The organism is Nostoc sp. DedQUE08, assembly GCF_034530895.1.
Classification (GTDB): domain Bacteria; phylum Cyanobacteriota; class Cyanobacteriia; order Cyanobacteriales; family Nostocaceae; genus Nostoc.
The window spans coordinates 165723-192173 of the sequence record NZ_JAVRCD010000007.1 but is presented as its reverse complement, the minus strand read 5'-3'; the positions used below and the strand labels follow the sequence as shown (position 1 = coordinate 192173).

The window sequence follows — 26451 nt, the reverse complement described above, 5'->3', positions numbered from 1 at the left end:
AAAATTGCTTTACCCAATTTTACCGAATTATGTAGTTTTGCGATCGCCTTTGCTGGGTGTTTTGCACCATCGCGTAGCGTTTTGGAGACGGTAAAACTCTCCAGCCTGAGCCTACGCAAGGCGGAAGTCAAAAGTCAAAAGAATTATATTCTGAGCTTTTTGCGCCGTTTGAAATGGTGAACCAGCGCTGTGGGAGGGTTTCCCTCCGCAGGCGACTGGTGTTAGCGTAGCGTTAGCGACGCAGGAGCGTCACCCGAAGGGTATGTTTATTTACGCCATGCTGTAGTAGTGCGATCGCTTGTACCAGAAATACGCTGTAAATCGTTTTTTAGCTTAATTGACTGCGAAACTTACTAACACTAATAGTTAATAAAACAACAGCAAAAGCGACTAAAGCCAAAACATTCATCCACAGTACATCTAAGCCAACACCTTTGAGCAAAATACCTCGAACGATCACAATGTAATGGCGCAGGGGATTAAGTAGGGATAAAAGTTGAAACAAAGGTGGCATGGCTTCAATGGGTGCGATCGCTCCAGAAGTTTGTACCATTGGTAAATTAATAAAGAAAGCTGTCAAAACTACCTGTTGTTGCGAACTATTCACAGTAGCTAACAAAATACCCAAGCTAATCCCGACAAATACATACATACTTGATAGAGCCAAAAATAGCAGAAAACTACCTCGAAATGGTACATGAAATATTACTGTTGCTAAAGTGATAGCTAATAAAACATCTCCCATTAATAAAAATGCTAAAGGGACGATTTTTGATAGTAATATTTGCCAGTTAGCAGCCGGAGTCATTAATAATTGTTCTAAAGTTCCGGTATCTTTTTCCCGAACAACTGTAATTGCTGATACTAATGTGCCAATTAATGTTAAAACTAAACCCATAACTCCTGGGACAAAAAACCAACTACTTGTCAGTCCGGGATTATAAAGGAATACAACTTCAGGTAAAACTGGGGGACTTGCTTGACCTTGGGCTAATTGCAGATTATATTGCTGGATGATTTGATTCATATAATTTCCGGCAATTCCGGCTGTATTCGCATTTACTGCATCAATAAATACTTGAATTTCTGCTGATTTTTGTGCCAGTTGACGCGAAAAATTAGGAGGAATTACTACCCCGACATCTAGCTTTCCTTCTTCTACCTGACGACTCAATGCTTTTTCACTGCTTGGTACAGATTCTAAGGTGAAAATTCGATTTGATGTCATGGCTGAAACTAATTCTCGACTAGCGCTGACGTTGGCATAGTCAATGATACCTAATCGTAAGTTATGAACGTCGGGATTGAGGATAAAACCATACAACAATAATTGGACTGTTGGCGGGACAACTAATAAAACAATTAATTGCTTATTGCGGAGAATTTGATTAATCTCTTTCCGCACTAATGCCCAAAATGAACTATCAAATAATCGCTGAATAAGTTTCATAAAGTTACTTTTTATCAAACCATAGAGAAGACAGAGAGATTAATTTGGTAATTGCATTCTGCTTAAAACTCGGCGTGATACGTTGAAAAACACTAATCCCAAAGCTGCAAGCATGAGCAAATCAAACCAAACTCCGCCAAATCCCGTACCACGCACGAAGGCATCACGAGTGATATCGATGTAATAACGCGCCGGAATTATGTTAGGTAGTAGTGATAAAGGGAAAGGAATATTGTTGAGGGGATAAATAAAACCTGAGAGTAATAATGATGTGATAAAACCTACGAGGGAAACGCCTTGTACAGCAGCATTTTGGTTACTACTACGGACTCCTAAAAGTAATCCAAAAAAAACGCTATCTGTCAGAAATAATAAAGTGCCAACTACTAATGTTATGGGGTTGCTAACTATACCGACTTGGAAAATAATTGAGCCTAATACCATAACTACTAATGTTTCAAGGATGGCAATTAATAGATATGCTAATCCTTTACCAAGTAAAAGTTCAGTGCCACTAATACTAGAAGCGTAGACTTGTAAAATTGTCCCTTTTTCCTTTTCCCGTACCATTGCGATCGCAGAGAGCAATGAAGGAAAAATCCACAGTATAACTCCGTAAGTTCCTGGCACAATATACAGCGATTCTAATCTCCCAGGATTAAACCATAGACGCGTTCGTGCTGTAATGCTATTAGTAGCAGGTAGCAGTCCATGCTCTTGCATAAAAAAGTTTGTCACTCTTTGAATGTTATTTCTAATTACACGAGCATTATTAACATCAGTGGCATCGATCAATACTTGCACATTTGTACTTCTATCTGCTTGAATATCACGGCTAAATTCCGGCGGAATAATTACTGCGACTTTAGCAATTCCCTTATCTATAGCATCGCGTGTAGGATTGCCACCAGACCATTGTTTCGGCACAAATTGATTGGTGGCATACAATCTTTCAATATAGCTATTACTTAGGTTTGTGCGGTTAAAATCTTGCACAATTAAAGGAATATCTTTACTCTCTAATCTAATAGCAAAGCCAAAAACTATTAAGGTAATGAATGGCAATAAAAATGCTAGTGCCAACGTCAGGCGATCGCGGCGAAATTGAGCTATTTCTTTTACACATTGAGCAAGAATTCGTTTCATATAGTTTCATATATATTAAATATTACTTTGGCTAAAATCATAGTGTTTTTAAACGCCAAGAAGTTTGAAGTATAATTTTATTACAGAGTTTTTCTATTTTGGCGATCGCTGTACTATACCAATAAAGGCATCTTCTAATGAAAAAGGAATCGGACGTAAAGAATTGATGGTAATTTGATTAGCTTTTAAAATTTGATTAAGTTGATTTATTTCCTGTTCGGGACGATCGAGAACAACGTGTAAACTATCAGCGAAAATCGAGACGCGCCAAGACTCAAAGTGTTGTTTTAGTATTTTAGAAGCTACTTGGTTTTGATTAACAATAATTTCTATTAGTTGTCCCGGTTGTGATGCTTTGACAGAACTGGGTGAACCTTCGGCGACGGTTTCTCCTGCAACCATAAAACTCATCCGGTTGCACTGTTCAGCTTCTTCTAGATAGTGCGTTGTCACTAATATGGCTGTACCGTTGCGGGCGAAGTCATTAATCAGCTTCCAAAACTGGCGACGCGCCAACGGATCTACCCCTGATGTTGGTTCGTCTAAAAATAAAATATCTGGTTCGTGCATCACGCAAGCACCGAAAGCAACTCGCTGTTTCCAACCACCTGGTAGCTGTCCTGTAATCATATTTGCTTGTCCTTCTAAGCCACAGGTAGCAATTACCCAATCAATTTTTTCCCGTCGAAGTTTGCGAGGTACGCCATAAACTCCGCTATAAAATTCAAGATTTTGCAGAATAGTTAAATCGTCGTAAAGAGTGAATTTTTGACTCATGTAACCAATGCGTCGCCGTAAGTCTGCACTACGCAGATTTCCTATCTCACCACCCAAAGAAATTTCACCACCGCTTGCTTCTAGTAATCCACACAGCATCTTAATGGTGGTAGTTTTGCCAGCACCATTAGCACCTAACAACCCAAAGATTTCCCCATAACGAACTTCGACGTTGACATCTTTAACAGCTTGGAACTTGCCAAAAACCCGGCTGAGATTGCGAGCATATATCGCCAGTGAAGACGCAAATAAAGCATTTGTCTCCTTGTCCCCTTGTCCCCTCTTCCGATAACGGGGAAACGGGAAAAATTGCGGCGCGGAACCTTGTTGTCGCAGACGCGTGACAAAAACGTTTTCTAATGTGGGTTCGCCATGTTCGATACTGGGAGAAGGGAAGTGATGTTGTTGCAGTAGTTCGCAAACTTGGGTTTCACCAGAATTTATATTTTCAACGAGGACATCCAAGCGATCGCCAAAAGTTTGCACATCTACTATATTTGTCTGAGTAGCCTGGGAGAGTATTTCTTCTGTAGCTTCCAGGTTGGCTGTTCGCACTTCTAAGCGATGCAAGCCTAAGTTAGCCCGTAACTCTTTGGGTGTACCAATTTCATGAATTTGCCCACTGTACATCAAAGCCACGCGGTGACAGCGTTCAGCTTCGTCTAAATATGGTGTCGCAACTACAATTGTCATCCCCTCGGCTGATAATTCCCCCAGCACATCCCAAAACTCCCGCCGGGAAACTGGATCGACACCCGTCGTAGGTTCATCTAGTAACAATACTTCTGGTTGCGAAACCAAAGCACAACACAGCGCCAGTTTTTGTTTCATCCCACCAGAAAGTTGTCCCACTAAGCGATCGCCAAATCGCTCTAAATTCATTAATTTTAAATATTTATTGCGGCGTTCCCTTAATAAATCATCTGCTACTTGCCGCAACCCTGCTGCATAACGCAAGTTTTCATCAATACTCAAATCCAAATACAGCGAAAACTGTTGAGTAAGATAACCTGTAATTAATCGGGCATCTCGTGCAGGTTGATTAAATATTTGCACCTCCCCCGCCGTTGCTTCCATCACACCGCCCAAAATGTGAAATGTACTAGTTTTCCCCGCACCATCAGGGCCAATTAATCCAAACATTTCACCTTTGTAGACACTCAAATCAATTCCTCGCACAGCAGCTAAGTTTCCATAGTGCTTGTGCAAACCGCGAACTTCAATTGCTGTAGTTGGCAGATTAGATGATGAGGGTAAGTTTCGAGAGAAAGTAGTAATTTGCTGTTTCATTCCCTTCTACCTCCTGCCACCGCTCGTGGACTCGCTACCACTGCGCTATCCTGCCCCCCCTGCTCCCCTGCTCCCCTGCTCCCTGCCCCCTGCTCCCCGTCCCCTGCCTTCAAACTAATTTCGGCATCTGCTGGCATCCCCATTTTGGCGCAGGGTAAATCTGATTCACTATAAGGATTTTCGGGGTTAAAGCAGCTATCAGGGTTTTGAACTTTGATCCGAATCCCTACTACTTGTCTGACTCGATCTTTTTGAAAGTAAATATTTTCTGGTGTAAATGAAGCTTGCGGATCGATGGCAATTACTTTACCTTCTAATGGTTTCTTTGGTGCAGAATCAATGAATATTTTTGTTGTTTGTCCTAAACGCACTCTGCCAATATCGCCTTCGGGAATAAAACCTCTAAAATACACTGTTTTCGGGTCAACAATTGTCAAAATATTAGTCTGACTGCTAACTATTGCACCTGGTTCGACATTACGGGCTGTCACTACTCCATCTAAAGGACTAACTACATTTAAATCTTTTTTGGAGTCTGCAATCTGGGTGAGGATTTGCTGATTTGATGCTTGGGCATCTTTCACTTTGGCACGGGCAGAGTTGACTTTTGCCTGTGCAGATTTAAGTTCAGCATAACTTTGCTGCTGCTTTCTGATTAATGCTGTTAACTGAGCGTTCCGAATATCTGGATTGAAACCTGTAGTTTTAACTTGAGTTAACGCTCCTGATGTAGCTTGTAATTGCTGGCGTTCGGCATTAACTGCTGCAACTCGTGCTTCTAGGGTTGCGATTGCAGTATCTAAAGTAGTTTGGGCTTGATCGAATTGTTGTTGATTTACCGCCCCTTCTTTTACCAATTGGGCATAGCGATCGCGGTTGATTTTTGCTAAATTAACTTCTGCTGCTGCCTGTTTAACTTGCGCTTGTGCTTGTACTAATGTGGCTCTGGCTGCTGCGACATTTGCTTTTGCCTGCTCAATTCTTCCTTGGGTATCCCCTTGAGACTGCCGTAAATTCAGTTTGGCTTCGTTAATTTGGCTGTTAATTTCTTGAATTTCTCTGGTGACTCGCTCTACATCTGAAACTGCTTGCTGTTCATCATATCTCGCAGATGTCACTCTCGCTTGACTACCAAGTAGTTGTTGTTGCAGCAATCGATCGTCTGTGTCGTCTAATTTAATTAACTCTTGCCCCTTTTTAACTGCTGCCCCTTCCCGCACGCCAATTGTCTCAATTCTTCCAGAACGCTTGATCCCGATCTCGGTTTCATAACCCTCAATCCGTCCACTAACTTGCAGTACATTTGGTGATACTTGCGGTTGAGAGCGCCACACCGCGTAGCCAATACCACCAGCCACCAGCAGCACCCCAATCGTTAAAAGGATCGGTTTCTTGCGGTTTTGCTGCTTCGATACTGCATCTTTGAAATTTTCCGGGGATGTTGGGATAGTCTGAGTCATGATATCACCCTGGATTGTGAAAAATATTTTGTAAATTGAAAATTCTGAATTCTGTGTCATATACTAGACTGTCTAGTATGATAAGACAAGACATAAGTCAAAAAGTTTACTTTTCATGTTTATAAACCCTACTTTTCAACTAGAAAATACTTTACCTGCGATCGCTCCCAAGCAGGAGCAAATCTTGCAAGGAGCTATACAGGTATTTTTGAAGGAGGGTTACGCTAGAACAAGTATGGATCGTGTTAGTGCGGCGGCTAGAGTATCTAAGCAAACAATATACAGTCACTTTCAAGATAAAGAAGGGCTGTTTAAAGCGTTGATAGAACGGTTGACCCTCGCTTGTTTTCAAAGTATTTTTTGCACAGAAAATTTACATGGCGAACCAGCGATTTTTTTGCGTCAAATTGCTAAAATTTATTTAACCGAAGTCGCTGATAATCCCGATTATTTGGCATTATTGCGTTTGATTATCACCGAGTCACAAAACTTTCCAGAACTAGCCAAACTTTATACTCAAACCGTTGTGCTACGCGGTCGGCAAATGCTGAGTCAGTATTTCGGATCTCATCCAGAATTAGGAATCACCGACCCAGAAGCAATGGCTCAGATTTTTTTTGGTTCTTTGGTATCCTACGTGATTTTACAAGAAATGTTGTATGGAAAAGAACTTACATCTTTATCACGCGATCGCTTGCTAGATAGCTTAATCAATGCAGTCATGAGCCAGTCCCTAAATATGGTTACTCAGGGATAATGGGTGTATTTGTTTGAGATTATCAAGTGGAATCACAGGTAAAATATTATGCTTAGTCAATTACCGAATTGCATTATTAGCCCTTCGTGGTGGCAACTGATCGGATGGATTGCCGATCCGATTGGATTTCAGCAAAAGTATAGTCAAGAGTATGGAGACATTTTTTCCATGCAACTGAGTGGAATTGGTTCTTATGTAATTATTAGCCGTCCCCAAGCCATTCAAGAAATTTTCAGTCAAGATTCTAAATTTGATATTGGTCGTGGTAATAAAATTGCAGAACCTTTGATTGGGCGAAATTCTCTCATGTTAATAGATGGTGCCCGCCATCGACGAGAACGAAAATTATTAATGCCCCCTTTTCATGGAGAAAGGCTACAGACTTATGCTCAACAAATCTGCTTAATTACCGAGCAAATCGCCAGTCAATGGCAAATCGGTCAACCTTTTGTGGCTCGTTCTGCCATGCAGAAAGTTAGTCTACAAGTAATTTTACAAATTGTCTTTGGTTTAAGTGAAGGGAAACGCTATCAACTAATTTTACCTCTACTTACTAGTTGGTTGGATATGACTGATTCTCCTTTGCGCTCCAGTATGCTATTTTTCCGATTCTTACAACAAGATTGGGGAAAATGGACTCCTTGGGGGCAGATGAAAAGTAGACAAAGCCATATTTATCAGCTACTTCAAGCAGAAATTGAAGAGAAAAGAACAAAGAACAATCACCAGGGTGATGTTCTGAGCTTGATGATGGCAGCGCGGGATGAAAATGGGCAAGCAATGACCGACGATGAATTAAAAGATGAATTGCTGACAATTTTATTTGCTGGACATGAAACTACTGCAACAACGCTAGCGTGGGCTTTCTATCAAATTCATCAAAATCCAGATGTTCTCTTAAAATTGCAGCAGGAACTTGACAGCTTGGGAGAAAATCCAAACCCGATGGAAATTGCCCAACTTCCTTACTTAAGCGCAGTTTGCCAAGAAACCCTGCGGATGTATCCAGTCCTTCCAGGGCTTTTCCCACGCATTACCAAATCATCCATAAATATTGCCGGATATCAGTTTCCTCCTGATACAACTTTAATGCCAAGTATCTACCTCTTGCATTACCGGGAAGACTTATATCCTAATCCTCAACAATTTAATCCCGAACGTTTTTTAGAACGCCAGTATTCCCCTTGGGAGTTTATTCCTTTTGGTGGTGGAATTCGGCGCTGTTTAGGATATGCCTTGGCTCAGTTAGAAATTAAATTAGTCCTCGCAACAGTTTTATCCAATTATCAACTTACCTTAGTAGAAAATAAACCTATTAAACTGCAACGACGTGGATTTACCCTTGCTCCTAATGGTGGAGTTCGGATGATGGCTATTAAAAAACGATAAACTTGTTTGGGAGGAACTTGGGGTGCGAGTAGGATAAGAAAATAAAATCAAAAAAATTGGCAAAATTCAAATCACACTTTAATTAATTGGTACAGGTTTCTCCGTGGCTCACGCTTGGATTAAAAGCGGCTCATCAAATCCAAGGGCGTAACTTTCTGTACGGATGCTTACTTCACCCCGGATACAGAAGAAGGCCGCCCTAGAAATGCCTGTTTGCTCTTTGCGCATGGTTAGGTCTTTGTGGTGGACGATGGAAGTGGACAGACTTCCATAGCTTGAATCAAGCCGTGTTCAAAGGTGAATCGATGGCCCACGTGTTCATCGGCAAGAACTGCGTAAGCCTTGTCACGCACGACCTGATGCACATCGACCAAAATGCGCCCGCCCTCCTCCAAGTAAAAGGAAACCGGCTCGACGTGCGGATCGATCTCGCTCCATTGCTCCGTCCAGTAAGCGCGAACTTCTTCAGGCCCATGAACAAAACCGCCTTTAAACGCTCTCGGCCAAACCACGTCCGGAGTCATGAGGGCAAGGGCAGCGTCAATGTCTCGCGCGTTGAAAGCTGCGTAAACCGCACGGAGCAGTTCGATTAGGAGTGCTCTTTGATCTGACATAAGAGGTATGGTGAACCAGATGCAGTAAGGACTAATAATTTATTGTACAGAGTTTAGCTGAAGCTTTTTTTATCGACACTATCATGCCTGATGTCAGGTTTATTTAGAGGATTTCCCGTTTTTAATTCTTCTGTTGTAAAGAAAATTGTTTTATATATAGTCTCCACCTTTGTATCTTTGAAGCAGTAGGTGTTCGATACCGATACGGCTAAGGCTCTCATCTAATCTCTGGTTGAAGACTTATCATTTAAAGGGCAGCTCTTGCTGGGGGAAAGAGATTTTTGGGATTTTTGCACAGATACGGTAATCATAAGTGATTAGCCAGACATGATATCACTTTCACTTTTGAGGGTTTGTAGTAAGCACTTTAGTGCTTAGAAAATAAGGAATAAAGTCCTTACTACAAACTTGCTTACCTCTCAATTTAAACTTGACAAACTACCTGAAAATCATTCTTTTTGACTATTATTTGTGTAAGTCCTGTTCACTTTTTGCTGTCCGGCTGAAGACTCGATAGTATAGTGACGTACTCGTTTCCTTTAAGGGAAACAGCAGATAGGTGAGAGGATTTATTGCCACAATAATATTTCGGAAGTCACGCCGTGCCAAAAATAAGATCGCACGAGCAACTTGCTGTGCAGACATCACTCCATAAGGATTTAGTTGACTCTTAAACGGGCCAAGAATTAACTTGCGAATTACACAATCCCCATCCAAACGCTTGAGCGTAACAATATCTCCTAGCGCTCTTTTGCTGAGTTCATAAAGCGGACTCAGTGCTGGAGAAACCTCAGCCTCAGAAGTGTTTACCCAAATTTCCTTGGTTGCTTTTGCTTGTGGCCCTGTTACAGTTGTCAAAAATATATCTATCAACCGCAATGCTGAAAAGGCATTCACTTCATAAGAGGAATTGATAGCCTCCGATGTGCGGCTGGCGTAGACATTGACTCCATGATTGATAATTAAAATATCTACTTTCTCTAAACTATCCTTCAGATTGGCTTCATTGCCCAACTGCCAGGAAACCACCTTTACCCCAACTTGCTCTACTAATTTTTCTGGATTAGTGGTTAATGCCACGACTTTAGCATTATTCTTGACAAGTTCAGCCACCAACGCTTGCCCCAACGCTCCTGATGCTCCAGTTAAAGCGATGGTTTTACCTTTGAGAGATAATCCTGTACCCAGAATTTTATCAACTAAGGGAAAGACGCCACTGTAGTAGGCGTTAACATCATCAAAATGATGTCGCCAATGGTAAGACCGATTCACCCACCAAATGGATGGAGTTGTCTCTAAAGGGCCGGGTAGGTGGTTGTAATCTGTATCAATTTTTCCTAGAAAATATCGCACAGACGCACCATACAAAAAGGTACAAGCGTAGGCTACTCCTAGCCATAACCCCATTTGCTTACCAATTAAGGCAATGACTATCAATACCAGCAGCAGTAGACTCGACTCTAAAATGTCGTGATAAAGCTGCGATTCTTGATAAACTTTCAGAGAAACTATCGATAAATCGCGGCGATAAGCCATGTGGTGCTTGTTGTGCCATTTAGCAAGCCAATTGACTTGATGACACAAAGCATGATAGCTGTCTCTCAATATCTCAGCAAGTAAAAGTGAGAAGAGTGCCCAACTAGCAAACTGTAAGCTGACATTTAGCCAAACCCAATTAATTTGTAAGCTTGTCTCAATTCCTATCAAGTTTTCAGCTAGCATTTTTATCATGTTTGTCTATACTCGTTTTTGTTAATCATTCTTCACGATCTGATAAAGGTGCGTTCAGGTCGAGTTTAGAGCAAATTCAAATCAAAGGGAATGGGGGACAAGGAGAAATAAGCAATGCCCAATTACGAATTAGTTACAGCGTATTCAGGTAAATTCTGCCCCTGCACTTGCAGCCACATCTGCTAATGATAAATTAATAATTCTATCTCGTAGACAGTTTAGAAGTAGAAGGGTTTGAAGCGATCGCAGCCGAAAATGGTCTATTATCTTACCAAGCCCTCGACAGTAGAGGAATTGTTAGAAGCGATCGCTACCCGATTAGAAAAACAAGCAACCATGCGCCAGTGCTATATTGCTCAGTCCAAGCCAGTTCCAGAACTCCAAAGTACTGATGCAGACACATCAGCAAATTCCCAATCACTCTTGCCTACTTGTCCTCAACTTAAAGAGCAATAATTCAGACAAACTACTACTTGTGCTGGTAATGAGCGATTACGTTCTTCTGCTGATGTATTGGCGATCGCCTTACCAATAGATATTTTCTTGCTATCATGGCATTTTGCGTTCGCCTTCGGCGTGGCTTTGCCAATTGTGGCACAGACACTAGCTTCCGTCGGGCCGTAAGCGTTGAAGAAGTTTCTGCCAACAGACCACTGCTTGATTAATTCAGCAGAACAAGACTCTCCGGCGACAATTATTGTTTGCAGTGCCGGGAGTTCCTCCACGGGCATAACCGCTAACGCTGATGGTGGTAGTGTGATATGGGTAATGCAGCGATCGCGTAATCTAAAAGCTGACTATGATTATCTAACCGCATTAGCTTGTATAGCGATTCCCTGTTAAGTGAGGTACAGATAATATTTTGAAACGCAGAGGGACGCAAAGTAAAACGCAGAGGTACGCAGAGATTTGTACCTCAACAGACTAGGAAATGCTATATATCCTTCTTAAAGTCCGCTCTTCAATAATTAATATTACCTAACTAAACTTTTGCTAAAAGTGGGTTGGCATTAGGTAACAACTAGCCATCAAAATCATTTCTCAACAATTTCAATTGTTTTTGTAGTCTCTACTTCCTAAAAAGTAATACTTAACTCCAAGCTAAGTCTATTGTAATCGGTAAATCTTTAATTTATTTAAGGAAAAATTGAACAAATTCAGTTTTGTTACTTTATAAATAGCTTTAACAATAGCTTCAAGTCCATATCCTGCTACAGCATCCCCTACAACCGTTATTAGACCAAGTAGCCCGATACCTCCTACGATACTAAACGGATTTCCCAATGGTGTAAGAATAGCTGCAACCGCAGCAGAATTACCCCTAATGTAACTGATGATTTTACTCTTTTTTGATAACAACTAATCTATAGGACTCATATTTGATTGCGTGAAAAAACTCAGTAGACCTCTAACTTTCTTCTCTCCTGTTCCCTGTTCCCTGTTAAGAGTTTCCTTTCTATCGCGCTTGCACTGCGCTTCTCTACGAAAGGCTTCTCTACGAGAGGCTTCGCCAATGCCAACGCCAACGCCAACGCGCACCACGCAAATAATTTCAGAAATAAAAACAGATTCCTATATCGTTGAAACAAACTTACTTTCTTTAAATTAACATACTGAAAATTTCAGTTAAAGAATCATCTCATTTTTCTCAATAAAATGCAACAGCATTTCAAACAATTCGGTTAAGACAGTTAAGACAGTTAAGACAGTTAAGACAGTTAAGACAGTTAAGAAATTAATCGCCAACAAGTAATGTTGTTCGCAAAGATTTAAAGCATAATAATTTTATAAATTTAAGTAAATATTTAGATAAATATCTTGACTAAAAAATTCAGATAAACTATGTTTCTGATACAATAAACATAAATTTTGAATATTTGGGCAATAATTAAAAGTTTTCAAAATTGTAATAAATTATAGTTTTGAATAAGTTATAAGTTTATAAAGGTTTAGTAATTTTGTTTAATACTTGTCAAGATTTGAATTGGAAAAATCTTAATGGTGAGTGAGATATGGCAACTAACAAAGAGCGCAGCCATACTGGTATAGTCAGTCGTAGAGAGTGCGACGATGGACGATGATAGGAATCCGAGTACACTTCATTAATTCAAGCGATCGCCATAAATTTTAATCGTCGCTAAGGACTTTCTTCAGTTCTACTCTTATTTGGAGATTAAAATATCGTGACAACCCAGGTATATAGCCAATCAGTTATAACATTTGATGGTCAAGATGATTATATAAATTTTGGCAGAAATGATATTGGTGGTGTTTTTGCTGAGGGGAGTTCAGCCTTTACAATTTCTGGATGGATTAATCCTCAAGAACTAAAAAATCAAGCCACTACATACGGAACGCACAATGTTTTTTTTGCCCGTTCCTCAGACCGATATAGTGATAACTTTGAGTTTGGCATCAATGAATCAGGAAACTTAGATATATATATTGATGAAAAGGCTGAGAAGGTTATCAAAACCTTTGGCAATGGAGAATTAACTGTCGGACAATGGCACTTCTTTGCTATTGTTTTTAATCGGGGTCAACTGACTATACACCTTGACGAGCATGAGTATTTTGGCTATTTGACAGGTGACTCTTTAAACAAAGCAACTAGTCCTGTGACTCTGGGCGCGACTTTACACAACAACATATATTTCACAGGTCAATTAGCTAATATTAGCGTCTGGAATTACCCCTGTCCGCCAGTGGAAATCCAAACACACCGCATTAAGCCTCTAGTCGGGAAGGAACAAGGATTAGTCGCTTATTGGATTTTAAACGAAGGAGAAGGAACGACCGTAAAAGACCAGACTGAAAATACTCATAATGGAACTTTGCATGGTAATCCCAGTTGGGGTTTAGCACAAATTCCATTTGGAATTACCCAATCATCGAACCAGAGTCAAACAACAAGCAATTCCCCAGAAGAGAACCAGTCAGTTGCAGAGGTTTCCTCCACTGAACTAACTGCTGTTGGCAAAGCTGACTCGCAGCAATCCATTGAGGTTTCCCCAGATGTAGAAAACGACATTCTTGTAACTCCCGTTCCTGTAGCCTCAACTACAGGAAAGGGAAAAAAAGGGGCAAAGAAGCAGAGTGAAAATACCAACATTCAAACTTCCCAGCCAAAGCAAGAAGAGAAAGTCGAAATAGCTCAAGCAACTGAAAGTCAAGTTCTGGCCGATATCCAACAGCCCAAAAAACCACAAAAATTAACTCAGGAGCGATCGCAAAAAACTATGATTACTACAGCCAATCCTAGATATAAAATTCTTTCCATTGATGGAGGCGGTATTCGAGGCATTATCCCAGCGCTAATATTAGCAGAAATTGAAAAGCGCACAAAAAAACCGATTTTTAGTTTATTCGACTTAATTGCAGGCACTTCAACCGGAGGAATTCTGGCACTAGGATTGACTAAACCCCAATTAAGTTTAGATCCATCTATATCTGAAAGTGAGCCACAAGCTCAGTACAGTGCCGAACAGATGGTCAAATTATATGTCGAATATGGGGCTGAGATATTTTACGAGCCATTTTTTGAACATTTGCTCGGCCCTCTTGAAGATATGTTTGCTCAACCCAAATATGCGTCTGACGGCAGAGAAGAAATTATCAACCAATATTTTGGTAATACCCCTCTAGAAAATAATCTTAAAGAAGTTTTCGTCACTAGCTACGATATCGAACAGCGAATTCCGATATTCTTTACCAACCAAATCGAAAAACAACAGATAGAATCTAAAAAATTTCGGAAGGTGAGTGTCGGTTTTACGCTCAAAGATGCGGCAATGGCAACTAGTGCGACACCTACTTATTTTCCTCCCTATCGAGTTGCGACTTCCCATAATCCTAGTGGCTTCTATAATTTAGTAGACGGAGGATTGGTTGCTAATAATCCAGCAAGCTTGGCGATTACAGAAGCGAAAATCAGTAGACAAGCTCAAAAAGCAGTGCTACATACCAACGATATCTTATTAGTTTCCTTGGGTACAGGTTCCCTGACGAGTGTTTACAAGTATAACGATGTGAAAAATTGGGGACAATTGCAATGGGTAAAACCTCTTTTAAACATTGTTATGGACGGTGGTAGTGAAGTTGTAGCTGGAGAATTAGAACACTTATTTGAGTCTCCTGACAAGGAAATCAGAGGCTCTTATTATAGATTTCAAACATTCCTAACAGGTGATTTAGAAGACATAGATAATGTCAAATCAGAAAATATTCGTCAGTTACAAACTATAGCTCATCGACTGATTACAGAAAAAAGTAAACAAATCGATGAGTTATGTAGTATTTTGTTAGCCTAAAAAAGAGGCAGGGGAGCAGGGAGATGAGGGAGATGAGGAGACAAGGAGATAAACAAAACTCTTAACTCTTAACTCCTAACTCAGCACGGGCTAAACCTTAGCTTTTTGCTAACAGCACTCAGCACTCCTCACTCAGCACTAAGTTTTGAAAAAGTAAAAATTAGTCACCATCTCGATTAAGTACTAAGCTAGCAAGTAAGGGTGAATAAATTCTATTACCCTTAATCAAGATTTAACCAAGAATGTAAGGATTTGAGGTAATTCCAATGGATGAAGTCGTTAAAAAAATCGCTGCTTTGGGTCTTCCTGGCATACTTCTGGTAATTGCAATTTCTGCAACAGGTTTGGCGGGTGGTTACGGCGTTGTAGCTGCCCTGGCGGGGTTGGGAGGCCCGTTTGGCATCATCGGCGGTCTAGGTGTGCTTGGTTTGACAACGCTTGTAGGGGAGGCTATAGCGGGATTTGGAATTGAAGCAGTTCTCAAGAATATTTATGCAGAACGTCGCAAAACCGAATCTGTGAGATATCTCCTCAAAGAAATTAAAGATTTACCCATTACAGAGGATCTAAAACTCAAACTAAAAAATGAACTTAACCCAACAATCACTGATAATTTTGAAGAGGTTCAGCCGCCAAAGACAATTGAAATCGTCGAGGAATAATTTTACTGTTACATTTGTTGAAACTGTCAACAAAATGTTACTAAATTAAGTGCGATCGCGCTTAATTGCTCTCAAATAATAAAATGGACTCTGAGTCCGATTTATACCGGATTAAACACTCAAAGGCCATTATTCCAAATTATGCAATGCCGCATGAAAGTATATTTAAATAGGAACAGATTAAAACCTAAAAACTTGTTCTGCACTAATTCATTCAATTTATAGTTTTTAACCACCACTTATATACAGTATGGGTTGATAATCAAATGAATTTTTCAGAAAAAAAAAGTTTAGATTTGGAGAAAATACAGCAACTTAAAACTGATTTTGAATTAGTTTTATTGGAGAAAACTTCAATAAACGAATATACAGTAATTGTCAAGAAAATATCTCCGCTAGAAGTCATACTATATATTGTTTCAAGCTCAAATATTTTGCTAGAACAAATTCGCTTTTATCTTCAAGATATATGCGATGAAGCATTACTAACAAGAGCTTTTGTATCAGTGTCAAATCTACCTTTAACTGCCGCAGGAGAGGTAGACGAATTAGCTTTGAGTAACATTCCTGTTATTGATGAAAGTTTAATAGAGCAAGTAGAAAAACAACTTAATTCTCATTATAAAATCGAACAGGCAGTGGTAGTAGTGCAGGAGTTGAGAAAGCAAATTCCCTCACTCCATTTGTCAGATTTGCTCCCAGATTGGCAAAACAAAAATGCGATCGCAAACTTTTCTCCAATCCTCAAAGACTCTCAGCCCAATACACAACAACATTTCACACAGCCGAAGCCACTTGCCATCAGCCACGGTGATATTCTCCCGAACGATCGCAATGCACCTATTACCTTGCCGGAAGTTTTGCAAAGAGCTGCTCAAAAGGTTACAGGTGAGGGTATTATTTACCTGTTGCCCGATGGCACAGAACTACACCAATCCTACGCTGAATTACTGGAAGTTGCCGAGCGAATTCTTGCTGGTTTGAGAAAGTTGGGACTCAAGCCAAAAAACAAAGTCATATTGCAGATGGAACTTAGCTGTGACATTATTCCAGCTTTTTGGGGGTGCATATTGGGAGGCTTTGTACCTGCGATCGTGGAAGTACCACCAACTTATAGAGAATCAAACAAGGTGGTGGATAAGCTTTGTCATATTTGGCAGTTCTTAGATAGTCCAGTCATCTTAACTACAGAAGCTCTCAAACAAGAGGTAGAATTACTATCGCAATGGCTACCAGCAGAACGCCTAAAAATAGACACGATTGAAGCATTAAAAGACAATCCTGCCAGCAAACAATATCACCAGAGTCAACCAGATGAAGTGGCTCTTTTCAATCTAACTTCTGGCAGTACAGGAATCCCAAAATGCGTTCAATTGACTCATCAAAATCTCATTGCTCGTGCCAGAGGGGCTAACCAACTCAATCAACACCAGCGAGAAGATATAGTTTTAAATTGGCTGCCGTTCGATCATATTGGCAGCATTTCCGACTGGCATATTCGTGGTATAGAAATCGGTTGCACCCTCGTTTATGCCCAAAAAGAATATATCTTAGGTCGCCTCCTCAACTGGTTGGATTTGATCCATAAATATCGGATTACTCATAGCTGGGCACCCAACTTTGCTTATGCCATAGTTAATGACTCTCTCAAACAAGAACCAGAACAGAACTGGAACTTATCTTGCGTAAAATTTCTCCTAACAGCTGGCGAAGCAGTATCTAGTAAAGCTGTGGAAGATTTCCGAGAAAATTTAGTTGTTTATGGACTCGAAGCAACAGCAATTAGACCAGCTTTTGGGATGGCAGAGATGGGTTCGGGAATTACATATTATCAGCCCATAAAAGAAGCACCTTTGTTATTCCATAGGATAGATAAATCTATCTTAGAAGGTACTATTAAACGAGTAGAAATAGACCATCCGAATTATCATACTTTTACTGATTTAGGTTCAGTTATTCCTGGGGTTAAAATTCGCATAGTAGACGAGCAAAACTCTGTATTAACAGAAGACACTATCGGTCGTTTGCAAGTTAAAGGTGATGCAGTTTCTCCGGGATATTACAACAACTACGATGCGAACAGTCAATCATTTTTAAAAGATGGCTGGTTTGATACTGGAGATTTAGGATTCATTGCCAACGGACAATTAGTTGTTACTGGTCGCGCCAAAGAAACTATCATTATCAATGGAGCTAACTACTACAGTCATGAAATTGAAGCAGTAGTTGAAGAAATTGCAGAAATTGAAGTTTCCTACACAGCCGCTTGTGCAGTCTGCGATGCTGATGATGCAACAGAGAAACTGGCTATTTTCTTCAGTTCACCTGTTACGGAAGACCAAAAACTATTAGAACTGCTAACTAAAATTCGGCAGACAGTCGTCAGTAAAATCGGGTTGAATCCTGATTATTTAATTTTATTATCTAAAGAAGATATTCCTAAAACCATCATTGGTAAAATTCAGCGATCGCAACTTCGCGATCGCTTCGGTGCAGGTGAGTTTAACCACATTATCAAACAAGTTGATATATTACTAAATAATACTAATACTGTTCCTGATTGGTTCTATCAAAAAGTCTGGCGGCGGAAGCAAGCCAAACTTATAAAAGCTTTACCCCAAGGTTGTCTAACTATAGTCTTCCTCGACGAGTTAGGATTGGGGACATTTGTTTGTCAGCAGCTAGAACAGCAAAACCTGCCATATCTGTGTGTTTCACCCGGCTCTGATTTTGTTAAAAAAGGTTCCAATCGGTTCTTTTTAACTCCTGGAAATGCAGAGCATTATCAGCTTTTGCTTGACACAATCAAGGCAGAGAAACAGACCATTGGTCAGATTCTCCATCTGTGGAATTATCAAGAGTATGGCGGAGAAATCAAAAGCCTAGCAGCTCTGGAAAAAGCGCAAGAGCAGGGAATTTACAGTTTGTTATTTCTTGTCCAAGCCCTAGCAAAAACTCAAAGTTTCCCAGATTTACAGTTATTGTTTGTTTCTAGCTACACCCAATCTACGCAAGTAACAGACAAGATTGCTTATGAAAAATCTCCAGTTCTCGGTGTCATTAAAACTATTCCCCAAGAAATACCTTGGTTAAATTGTCGTCACATAGATTTGACACCAAATTCAGTACAAGTAGATGGTAACTATCTTCTACAAGAACTCCAGATTTTCTCAAAAGACCAAGAAATAGCTTATCGCAATGGACAACGTTTAATTGCAGGTTTAGAAAAAGTTAATCTGCAAGACAAACCAAAGCAAGAACTTACTTTGAAAATGGGGGGAATGTATCTGATAAGTGGTGGGCTTGGAGGCGTTGCAGTTGAAATTGCTAAATATCTAATTAAATTTTTTAATGCCAAATTGTTATTAGTAGGTCGGACTCGTTTACCAAATGTCTCATTAGAAAAAGTCAAAGTTTATCAGGAATTAAAGCAGCTTGGTTCCGTGGTTTATGAAGCAGTGGATATCTGCGACTTTCAAGCAGTGCAACAAGTGGTGGAAAAAGCCAAGGCTAACTGGGGATGTCAACTGGATGGCGTGATTCATCTGGCGGGAACTTATCACGAACAAATGCTAGTGAATGAAACACCACAGAGTTTAGCTGCAATTCTGCAACCCAAAGTGTTAGGCACTTGGGTACTACATCAGGTACTTAAGAAGCAAGGACAGGGGATTTTCATTAGCTTTTCGTCTTTAGCAAGTTTCTTTGGTGGAGCGACAATTTCTGCTTATGCTGCTGCTAACAACTTTTTGGAAAGCTTTAATCAATATCAACGTTCTGTTAGCAGGTTGCACAGCTATTGCTTTGCTTGGACAAATTGGCGTGATACAGGGATTAACAAGGGTTATCAGAGGCAAGAAATCACCCGCGCTCAAGGCTATTATGAGATGAGTTTGCAACAAGGATTATATTCCTTTTTGGCTGGTTTATATCACAACCAAGCACAGCTAATAGTCGGTTTAGATGGCAGCAATCCCAAAATTCGGCGTTTCACCTCTGAGTTTCCAGGGCTACAGAAATTAACTGCTTATTTCACTACGAGTAACGGTTCTACCGTACCAGAGTTATCAGATTTGACGGTGCGCGATCGCTTTACAACAACCGTTAACTGTGACTTCGTGCAACTATCCCAAATGCCTCTCACTGCTAATGGTGAAATCAATCGAGATTTATTGGCTAGGGGTATGACTCAAAGAGCGATCGCTCCCCGAAACGAGACAGAACGGCAAATAGCTCAAAACTGGCAAGAAGTATTAGGCATACCTCAAATCGGCATTCATGATAACTTCTTTCAATTAGGAGGAAATTCCTTGCTAGCCTTCCAAGTCATTTCTCGGTTGCGTGAGACTTTTTCTGTTGAGTTGTCGCCCAATCGTTTTTTTGCATCCCCAACTGTAGCTGGTTTGGGAGAAAGTCTTGAGGCGCTACAAACTGTCGTCAGCAAGTGGAATGTAGCTATTGATGACGCAGAGGAAGAATATGAGGGAGGCGTATTATAAATGACAACAATAGAATTTGTCTCTTATTTAAATAGTTTAGGCATCAAAATTTGGTTGGAAGGCGATCGCTTAAACTATCGCGCTCCCAAGGGAGTGATGAACCCAGACCTGAAAAACCAATTGCTAGAACGCAAATCAGAAATCCTGGCTTTTATACAAGAAGCCAAGACTGCCACAGACTCCTCCTTTGCACCAATACTGCCTATAGAGCGTTCTACAGAGTTGCCCTTATCCTTTGCCCAGCAGAGGATGTGGTTTCTCTATCAATTAGAGAGCCAAAGCCCATTTTATAACGAGGGTTTCCAGCTGCGCGTTCAAGGTGTACTCAACGTAGAAGTTCTTCAGCAGAGTATCAACGAAATCATTCGCCGCCACGAGATTTTACGGACAACATTTCCAGCAGTAGATGGAAAACCCGTGCAGGTAATTTCTCCTAGCTTGCTGATTGCTATGCCAGTGCTGGACTTGCAAGGTTTAGAAGAATCAGAAGTACAACAGATTGTCACAAAAGAAGCTCGGCAACCTTTTGATTTGGATAATGGCCCTTTGTTGCGAGTCACTTTACTGCGACTGGGGTCAGAGTCGAATGTGCTGGTGTTGATTATGCACCATATAATCACGGATGGCTGGTCAATGGGGATATTCATCAAAGAGTTGTCCAGCCTCTACCGAGCTTTTACTCTTGATTCTCCTTTACTCCTCGCTGAGTTGCCCATCCAGTATGCTGATTTTGCAGTTTGGCAGCGACAATGGTTAACCGAAGAAATTCAAAAACAGCAACTCAATTACTGGAAGCAACAATTAGCTGGTGCTACACCCTTATTAGAACTACCCACAGACAAACCACGTCCCGCCGTTCAGACTTTCTGTGGTGCTACCCAGGAATTTCAAATTGACCAAAATTTGAGCCAGCAAATCAAAATTTTCAGCCAACAGTCAGGAGCTACCCTCTTTCATACCCTACTGGCGGCTTTCGTAGTTTTAATGTTTCGTTACAGTGGTCAAGATGATATCTGCATTGGTAGCCCTATTGCCAACCGCAACCGCACAGAGATAGAAACATTGATGGGCTTTTTTGTCAATACATTGGTACTGCGTCACCAAATCGAGGGAAATCCGAGTTTCGGTGAGTTTCTCTCTCAAGTGCGACAAGTTGCAACGTCTGCTTACACTCATCAAGATGTCCCCTTTGAACAAGTAGTAGAAGCCTTGCAACCAGAACGTTCTCTCAGCTACAATCCCCTATTCCAAGTGGTGTTTGTCTTAGAGAATTTCTTGTTGGATACATTAGAATTGCCTGATGTTACCCTGACTCCTCAATTTATAGAACGTGGAACATCTCAGTTTGATTTGACCTTGGCAGTTTGGGACACAAAAGAGGGGCTGATCGGTTCGTGGGAATATAACAGCGACCTCTTTGAGCCAGATACCATTGCGAGGATGACAAGTCATTTCCAGACTTTGTTAGCAGGGATTATTGCTAATCCGAATCAAACCATTGGTGAATTACCACTGCTGAGTCAGCAGGAGCGACATCAGTTACTAGTGGTGTGGAATGATACTTATACGCCTTATCCTGACAGCAAATGCATCCATCAGTTGTTTGAAGAACAGGTGGAAAAAACACCAAATGCTGTGGCTGTGGTCTATGAGGATGAGTCTCTGACATACCAGCAATTGAACCTCCGCGCCAATCAATTAGCGCACTATCTGCAATCTTTAGGTGTTGGTGCAGAAGTATTGGTAGGAATTTGTGTTGAGCGTTCTCTCCTAATGCTGGTAGGATTGCTGGGCATTCTCAAGGCTGGTGGGGCTTATGTACCGCTTGACCCAGCATATCCTCAAGAGCGGTTGGCGTTTATGCTAGAAGATGCCCAAGTTAAAGTGCTGTTGACCCAGAAAAGCTTGGTCGCAATGCTACCGTCACATCAAGCGCAGGTGATTTGTCTGGATAGCGACACAGCAATCTTCAGCACCAGTGTAGAGAATTTACTCCATACAGTAACAACTGACAATCTGGCTTATGTGATTTACACTTCCGGTTCCACTGGTAAACCCAAAGGAGTGCAAATTGAACATCGAGGATTGTTAAATCTCGTCTTTTGGCATCAACAAGCTTTTGCAGTGTCGCCGCTTGACCGAGCAACACAAATTGCGGGAGTCGCATTTGACGCTTGTGGTTGGGAAATCTGGCCTTATCTGACGGCGGGAGCTAGCATTCACTTTCCTAACGATGAAACCCGACTTTACCCCGAGCAACTACGAGACTGGTTGTTGTCAAAAGCAATAACCATTAGTTTTCTACCGACACCAATGGCCGAGAAAATTTTATCATTAAATTGGCCGGCGAATGCTGCTTTGCGGACTTTGCTCACAGGTGGGGATCAACTTCATCAATATCCTTTAGATTCCCATCCCTTTAAGGTGGTGAATAATTACGGGCCAACAGAGAATACTGTAGTCACAACATCTGGTACTGTTCCGAAAAGACAACAAGACTATATACCACCTGCGATTGGGCGGGCGATCGCTAATACCCAAGTTTATATACTCGATTCCCTGTTGCAGCCTGTACCCATTGGTGTGACTGGAGAATTGTACATCGGTGGTGAGAGCTTGGCACGAGGCTACCTCCACCGTCCCGACCTGACATCAGAACGCTTCATTCGTAACCCTTTCCAAAGAGGCAGGGGAGCAGGGGAGCAGGGGAGCAGGGGAGAAATAAAAGACCAATGCTCTAATTCTGAGCGGCTTTATCGAACAGGCGATTTGGTTCGCTACCAAGCCGATGGCAATATAGAATTCTTGGGTCGCATTGATAGCCAAGTTAAAATTCGTGGCTTTCGCATTGAACTTTCCGAAATTGAGGCGGCTTTGACTCAACACCCACAGGTACGCGATGCTGTTGTGCTTGCAAGAGAAGATAAACCCAGTATTAAGAGTTTGGCAGCATATATCATCCCAGAACTGACACAGCCGAACAGTAATGAGTTACGTCAGTTTCTCAAGTCCAAGCTCCCCAGTTACATGATACCTGCATCCTTCATAGTTCTAGAAGTTCTGCCGATTACCCCCAACGGCAAAGTAGATCGTCGTGCATTACCAGTACCAGAGTTCGAGTTCGATGAATCAACTGGCTTTGTCTCTCCCCACACCCACACTCAAGAAGTCTTGGCAAAGATTTGGCGGGAGGTTTTAGTTCTAAAAAAAGTCGGTATCCACGACAATTTCTTTGAATTGGGCGGAGATTCTATCATTAGTATGCAAATTATTGCTAAAGCTAATCAAGCCGGACTAAAACTTACTCCCAAACAAATATTTCAACATCAAACAATTGCTGAATTAGCTGCTGTTGCTGGTACAATTAATTCGGTTCAATCAGAACAAGGTTTAGTTACAGGGGTTGTCCCTCTAACACCGATTCAGCACTGGTTCTTTGAGCAAAATCTGCCAGAACCTCATCACTTTAACCAATCCTTCCTGCTAGAAGTTCCCGCAAATTTGCAACCGGAGTTATTAAAGCAGGCACTACAAAAGTTACTGTACCATCACGATGCTCTACGCCTGCGGTTTGTGCAGCAGGAGGGGCAATGGCAGCAGTACAACAGTGATGCGAGCGATGGCGTATCGTTGGGTATTGCAGATTTGTCCTATCTGCCCCAAGCAGAACAGTTAAGGACAATTGAAGCCAGGGCAGAGGAAGAACAAAGGACGCTGAACTTAGCAGATGGGCCGCTGATGCGGGTCGTTCTGTTTCACTTAGGCAATTCCCCCGGACGTTTACTCATTATCATCCATCACCTGGCTGTAGATGGGATCTCGTGGCGAATTTTGCTAGAAAATTTATCTGGAGCATACAAACAATTAGAAACTGGCAAAAGTATCCAACTACCTGCAAAAACAACTTCCTTCAAGGATTGGGCAATGCGATTGCAGGATTATGCCCGCAGTCAACAACTCTACTCACAGTTAGATTACTGGCTGGACTCAATGCAGTTCCCAATTGCTCCTTTACCGTTGGATTATGCTGCTGTTGCCCAAGATAATACTGTAGCTTCCAGTCGGATTGTATCTGTATACCTGAATGTAGAACAGACTCACACTCTATTACAGGATGTCCCCGGAGCCTACAATACTCAAATTAACGATGTGCTGCTGACAGCGTTGGTGCAGACTTTCGCTCGTTGGACAGGTTCTCACTCCCTTCTGATTGACTTAGAAGGTCACGGACGAGAGGACTTGTTTGAGGATGTGGACTTGTCTCGTACTGTAGGCTGGTTTACTACTATATTCCCCGTGCTTTTAAAACTGGAGGATCGTTTCGATCCCGGAGAGGTTCTCAAGTCGGTAAAAGAGCAACTGCGACGTATTCCCAACCGAGGTATTGATTATGGCATCTGGCGCTATCTTAGCCTGGATGAGAGCGATCGCAGTGAAAAAGCTCTTGAGCAGGGAGCGGGGAGCAGGGGGGCAGGGGAGCAGGGGAGGCAGTGCGGTCTTGGGGGTTTCCCCCAGGAGCAACTGCCGTCGAACAGGGGAGAAAAACTACCTATACAAGTCCTACCTCAAGCTGAGGTGAGCTTTAACTACTTGGGTCAATTTGACCAAACGCAGTTAGCAACCCTTGGGTGGAAATATGCTCAAGAGTCTAGCGGTTCCATTCACAGCCCCAAAGGACAGCGCCGCCATTTGTTAACTGTAAATGGATTAGTCGTTGAAGGAAAGCTGAAACTGGAGTGGCAATATAGCGAATATTTCCATAGCCGGGCCACTGTAGAAAATCTAGCTAATGAATATATAGAAGCCTTAGAAGCTATTATTGCCCACTGTTTATCCCCAGAGGCAGGTGGCTATACTCCTTCAGATTTCCCGGAAGTTGAGTTTAGCCAAGAAGCTTTGGACGAACTACTAGCAGAAATTAATTAAATAAAGTCGTTCATACTATAAACCCGGTTTCTGTTTTAACAAAGTTTTCTGCAAATAAACTAAATTTCTGGAGGTAATTTATAACAAAGCTACTAATGATTCACTACCAAAAAATATCATGATGATTACTCAGGAAAAACTATGCTGGAATTTCAGATTGAATTTCAACCTCGTATCCCTCCTTCAAAAAATTTAGTCATAGGTACTTTGGGGCCTAATGCTACTAGTAGTGACTACGCTGCCAAGCATATAAATAACCATCTTATCTCAGAAGAATTTACTGTATCAACTCAGTTATTTGATACTTTTACAGATGTCAAAGAAGCTTTGCTACAAGACAAAGTAAATATGGCTTTAGTCCCTCATGCTTACGACCGAATTAATGAGTTTTATATGGAGCCAAGTTTTGAGCTAGGCTTCATTTTTATATTTCCTACTCCAGTTTATGGATTGGCTAAGAAAAAAAATAAAGAGGCAGTTTTCAACGGTTCTAGAATTGTTACTCATCCTGCTCCTTTACCTCTGTTAACAAAACTATTGCCAGACTCTCAAGATCGAACACAAATACAAGTGGATTTGTCTCCTTCTACCAGCGATTCAGCAATTCAAGTAATGCAGGGTTTAGCTGATTTCGCTATTACTAATGAGAATGCGGTGAAAGCCTACGATTTAGAGTTTATTTCAACCTATGGAAATATCCAGATGAGTTGGTCGATTTTTCAGAAAAAATTAGCAGAAAATTATGTCTAAATATTTTCCTCAGCTAAAAACCATCAAAATTAATTCTGATGTTGAGTTAATCGCATTTCAATGTCAAGACACAGTTGTGCAATTAGCTTCTATTCCCCCAGGAGCTATTTTTGAATTGCATCGACATCCCGAAAGCCAAATTGGAATGCAAATTGCGGGACGTTTGGAATTTAACCTCAACGGTACTAAAGAAATTCTGGAGCCATTTGAGCAAGTTTATGTAGCTGGTTCTAATGTTCTTCATGGTTCTATCAACCCTTTCTCAGAAACAGCGTTAGCGTTTGATGTGAAACGCATCACAAATTTTGAGGAAGCTGAGGAGGCTATTCTGAAAGTTACATCAACTCAAGATGAAGTTACAGGTTTTGAGTGTAAGTCTGTTGTTGGTTCTTGGTTTGAGATTATTATCACTCAAATTCCTCCCAAAGGAATAATCCCAATTCGCCAATCGGCTAATGAAATAATGGGAATAGTCCTGAATGATAAATTGACGATCGCAGTTGCAGAACAACAGCAACATGTAAAATATGGTAGTGTTTATTATGTTCCTGCTGATGTTGTTTATGGAGGATATAATTCTTCTGATGAAACAGTATCTTTGATTGAAATTGTGATTAAACCTCGCTCTCATTTTTCGCTCAAAGATAGTTTTTTTAAGACAGCGCTAACTACTTCCTAAAGGAATATTCA

The 26451-nt window shown here is 41.1% G+C and carries 15 protein-coding genes and 1 pseudogene; 9 read left to right on the top strand and 7 right to left on the bottom strand.

Annotated elements, in window-relative coordinates:
• Window positions 1–328 precede the first annotated feature (328 nt).
• The 4 genes from RMY64_RS07160 to RMY64_RS07145 form a co-directional block, all read right to left on the bottom strand.
• Window positions 329–1450 carry an ABC transporter permease gene (locus RMY64_RS07160; protein WP_322699690.1) on the bottom strand — a complete coding sequence of 374 codons (1122 nt, stop codon included), beginning with the start codon at window positions 1448–1450 and terminating at the stop codon, window positions 329–331.
• A gap of 39 nt (window positions 1451–1489) precedes the next feature.
• Entirely contained in the window at window positions 1490–2596 is a 1107-nt protein-coding gene (locus RMY64_RS07155; protein ID WP_322673915.1) for an ABC transporter permease, read from the bottom strand.
• 93 nt (window positions 2597–2689) lie between these two features.
• The gene (locus RMY64_RS07150; RefSeq protein ID WP_322699689.1) at window positions 2690–4663 is read right to left on the bottom strand and encodes an ATP-binding cassette domain-containing protein; all 1974 of its coding nucleotides are present in this window, start codon (window positions 4661–4663) and stop codon (window positions 2690–2692) included.
• Entirely contained in the window at window positions 4660–6123 is a 1464-nt protein-coding gene (locus RMY64_RS07145) for an HlyD family secretion protein (protein ID WP_322699688.1), read from the bottom strand. Before RMY64_RS07145 ends, RMY64_RS07150 begins: the two co-directional genes overlap by 4 nt.
• A 115-nt stretch (window positions 6124–6238) precedes the next feature.
• Between RMY64_RS07145 and RMY64_RS07140 the strand changes: the two genes are divergently transcribed.
• Window positions 6239–6880 carry a TetR/AcrR family transcriptional regulator gene (locus RMY64_RS07140; RefSeq protein WP_322673918.1) on the top strand — a complete coding sequence of 214 codons (642 nt, stop codon included), beginning with the start codon at window positions 6239–6241 and terminating at the stop codon, window positions 6878–6880.
• A 48-nt stretch (window positions 6881–6928) separates the two neighbouring features.
• Window positions 6929–8269, top strand: coding sequence for a cytochrome P450 (locus RMY64_RS07135; RefSeq protein ID WP_322699687.1), 1341 nt, complete (start codon window positions 6929–6931; stop codon window positions 8267–8269).
• Window positions 8270–8499: 230 nt separating this feature from the next.
• Here RMY64_RS07135 and RMY64_RS07130 read toward each other — a convergent pair whose 3' ends face one another.
• Both RMY64_RS07130 and RMY64_RS07125 read right to left on the bottom strand, forming a co-directional pair.
• Window positions 8500–8883 carry a nuclear transport factor 2 family protein gene (locus tag RMY64_RS07130; RefSeq protein ID WP_322699686.1) on the bottom strand — a complete coding sequence of 128 codons (384 nt, stop codon included), beginning with the start codon at window positions 8881–8883 and terminating at the stop codon, window positions 8500–8502.
• 465 nt (window positions 8884–9348) lie between these two features.
• Window positions 9349–10614, bottom strand: a complete 1266-nt coding sequence (locus RMY64_RS07125) for a bifunctional sterol desaturase/short chain dehydrogenase (RefSeq protein ID WP_322699685.1) — start codon at window positions 10612–10614, stop codon at window positions 9349–9351.
• A gap of 234 nt (window positions 10615–10848) precedes the next feature.
• Here RMY64_RS07125 and RMY64_RS07120 point away from each other — a divergent pair, with 234 nt between their 5' ends.
• Window positions 10849–11070: a hypothetical protein gene (locus RMY64_RS07120; protein WP_322673922.1), complete on the top strand. Its 222-nt coding sequence runs from the start codon at window positions 10849–10851 to the stop codon at window positions 11068–11070.
• Between the two features lie 53 nt (window positions 11071–11123).
• Here the strand turns inward: RMY64_RS07120 and RMY64_RS07115 are convergent.
• Window positions 11124–11402, bottom strand: a pseudogene (locus RMY64_RS07115) (AMP-binding protein); the annotation flags it as partial.
• 1395 nt (window positions 11403–12797) lie between these two features.
• Here RMY64_RS07115 and RMY64_RS07110 point away from each other — a divergent pair.
• The 6 genes from RMY64_RS07110 to RMY64_RS07085 all read left to right on the top strand — a co-directional run bounded on the left by RMY64_RS07110 (window position 12798) and on the right by RMY64_RS07085 (window position 26440).
• Window positions 12798–14924, top strand: a complete 2127-nt coding sequence (locus tag RMY64_RS07110; protein WP_322673923.1) for a patatin-like phospholipase family protein — start codon at window positions 12798–12800, stop codon at window positions 14922–14924.
• A 266-nt stretch (window positions 14925–15190) separates the two neighbouring features.
• Window positions 15191–15586 (top strand): hypothetical protein, encoded by a 396-nt coding sequence (locus RMY64_RS07105; protein ID WP_322673924.1) that lies wholly within the window; start codon window positions 15191–15193, stop codon window positions 15584–15586.
• 266 nt (window positions 15587–15852) lie between these two features.
• Window positions 15853–20085: an SDR family NAD(P)-dependent oxidoreductase gene (locus RMY64_RS07100; protein ID WP_322699684.1), complete on the top strand. Its 4233-nt coding sequence runs from the start codon at window positions 15853–15855 to the stop codon at window positions 20083–20085.
• Window positions 20086–25011, top strand: coding sequence for a non-ribosomal peptide synthetase (locus tag RMY64_RS07095; RefSeq protein ID WP_322699683.1), 4926 nt, complete (start codon window positions 20086–20088; stop codon window positions 25009–25011).
• 141 nt (window positions 25012–25152) lie between these two features.
• Window positions 25153–25761 (top strand): LysR family transcriptional regulator, encoded by a 609-nt coding sequence (locus tag RMY64_RS07090; protein ID WP_322673927.1) that lies wholly within the window; start codon window positions 25153–25155, stop codon window positions 25759–25761.
• The gene (locus RMY64_RS07085) at window positions 25754–26440 is read left to right on the top strand and encodes a cupin domain-containing protein (protein ID WP_322699682.1); all 687 of its coding nucleotides are present in this window, start codon (window positions 25754–25756) and stop codon (window positions 26438–26440) included. Before RMY64_RS07090 ends, RMY64_RS07085 begins: the two co-directional genes overlap by 8 nt.
• Window positions 26441–26451: the final 11 nt, after the last annotated feature.

What these genes read in the sequence shown, in the direction of transcription:
- RMY64_RS07160 (WP_322699690.1), bottom strand. Translation starts at nt 1,450, where the DNA reads ATGAAACTTATTCAGCGATTATTTGATAGTTCATTTTGGGCATTAGTG.
- RMY64_RS07155 (WP_322673915.1), bottom strand. Translation starts at nt 2,596, where the DNA reads ATGAAACGAATTCTTGCTCAATGTGTAAAAGAAATAGCTCAATTTCGC.
- RMY64_RS07150 (WP_322699689.1), bottom strand. Translation starts at nt 4,663, where the DNA reads ATGAAACAGCAAATTACTACTTTCTCTCGAAACTTACCCTCATCATCT.
- RMY64_RS07145 (WP_322699688.1), bottom strand. Translation starts at nt 6,123, where the DNA reads ATGACTCAGACTATCCCAACATCCCCGGAAAATTTCAAAGATGCAGTA.
- RMY64_RS07140 (WP_322673918.1), top strand. Translation starts at nt 6,239, where the DNA reads ATGTTTATAAACCCTACTTTTCAACTAGAAAATACTTTACCTGCGATC.
- RMY64_RS07135 (WP_322699687.1), top strand. Translation starts at nt 6,929, where the DNA reads ATGCTTAGTCAATTACCGAATTGCATTATTAGCCCTTCGTGGTGGCAA.
- RMY64_RS07130 (WP_322699686.1), bottom strand. Translation starts at nt 8,883, where the DNA reads ATGTCAGATCAAAGAGCACTCCTAATCGAACTGCTCCGTGCGGTTTAC.
- RMY64_RS07125 (WP_322699685.1), bottom strand. Translation starts at nt 10,614, where the DNA reads ATGATAAAAATGCTAGCTGAAAACTTGATAGGAATTGAGACAAGCTTA.
- RMY64_RS07105 (WP_322673924.1), top strand. Translation starts at nt 15,191, where the DNA reads ATGGATGAAGTCGTTAAAAAAATCGCTGCTTTGGGTCTTCCTGGCATA.
- RMY64_RS07100 (WP_322699684.1), top strand. Translation starts at nt 15,853, where the DNA reads ATGAATTTTTCAGAAAAAAAAAGTTTAGATTTGGAGAAAATACAGCAA.
- RMY64_RS07095 (WP_322699683.1), top strand. Translation starts at nt 20,086, where the DNA reads ATGACAACAATAGAATTTGTCTCTTATTTAAATAGTTTAGGCATCAAA.
- RMY64_RS07090 (WP_322673927.1), top strand. Translation starts at nt 25,153, where the DNA reads ATGCTGGAATTTCAGATTGAATTTCAACCTCGTATCCCTCCTTCAAAA.
- RMY64_RS07085 (WP_322699682.1), top strand. Translation starts at nt 25,754, where the DNA reads ATGTCTAAATATTTTCCTCAGCTAAAAACCATCAAAATTAATTCTGAT.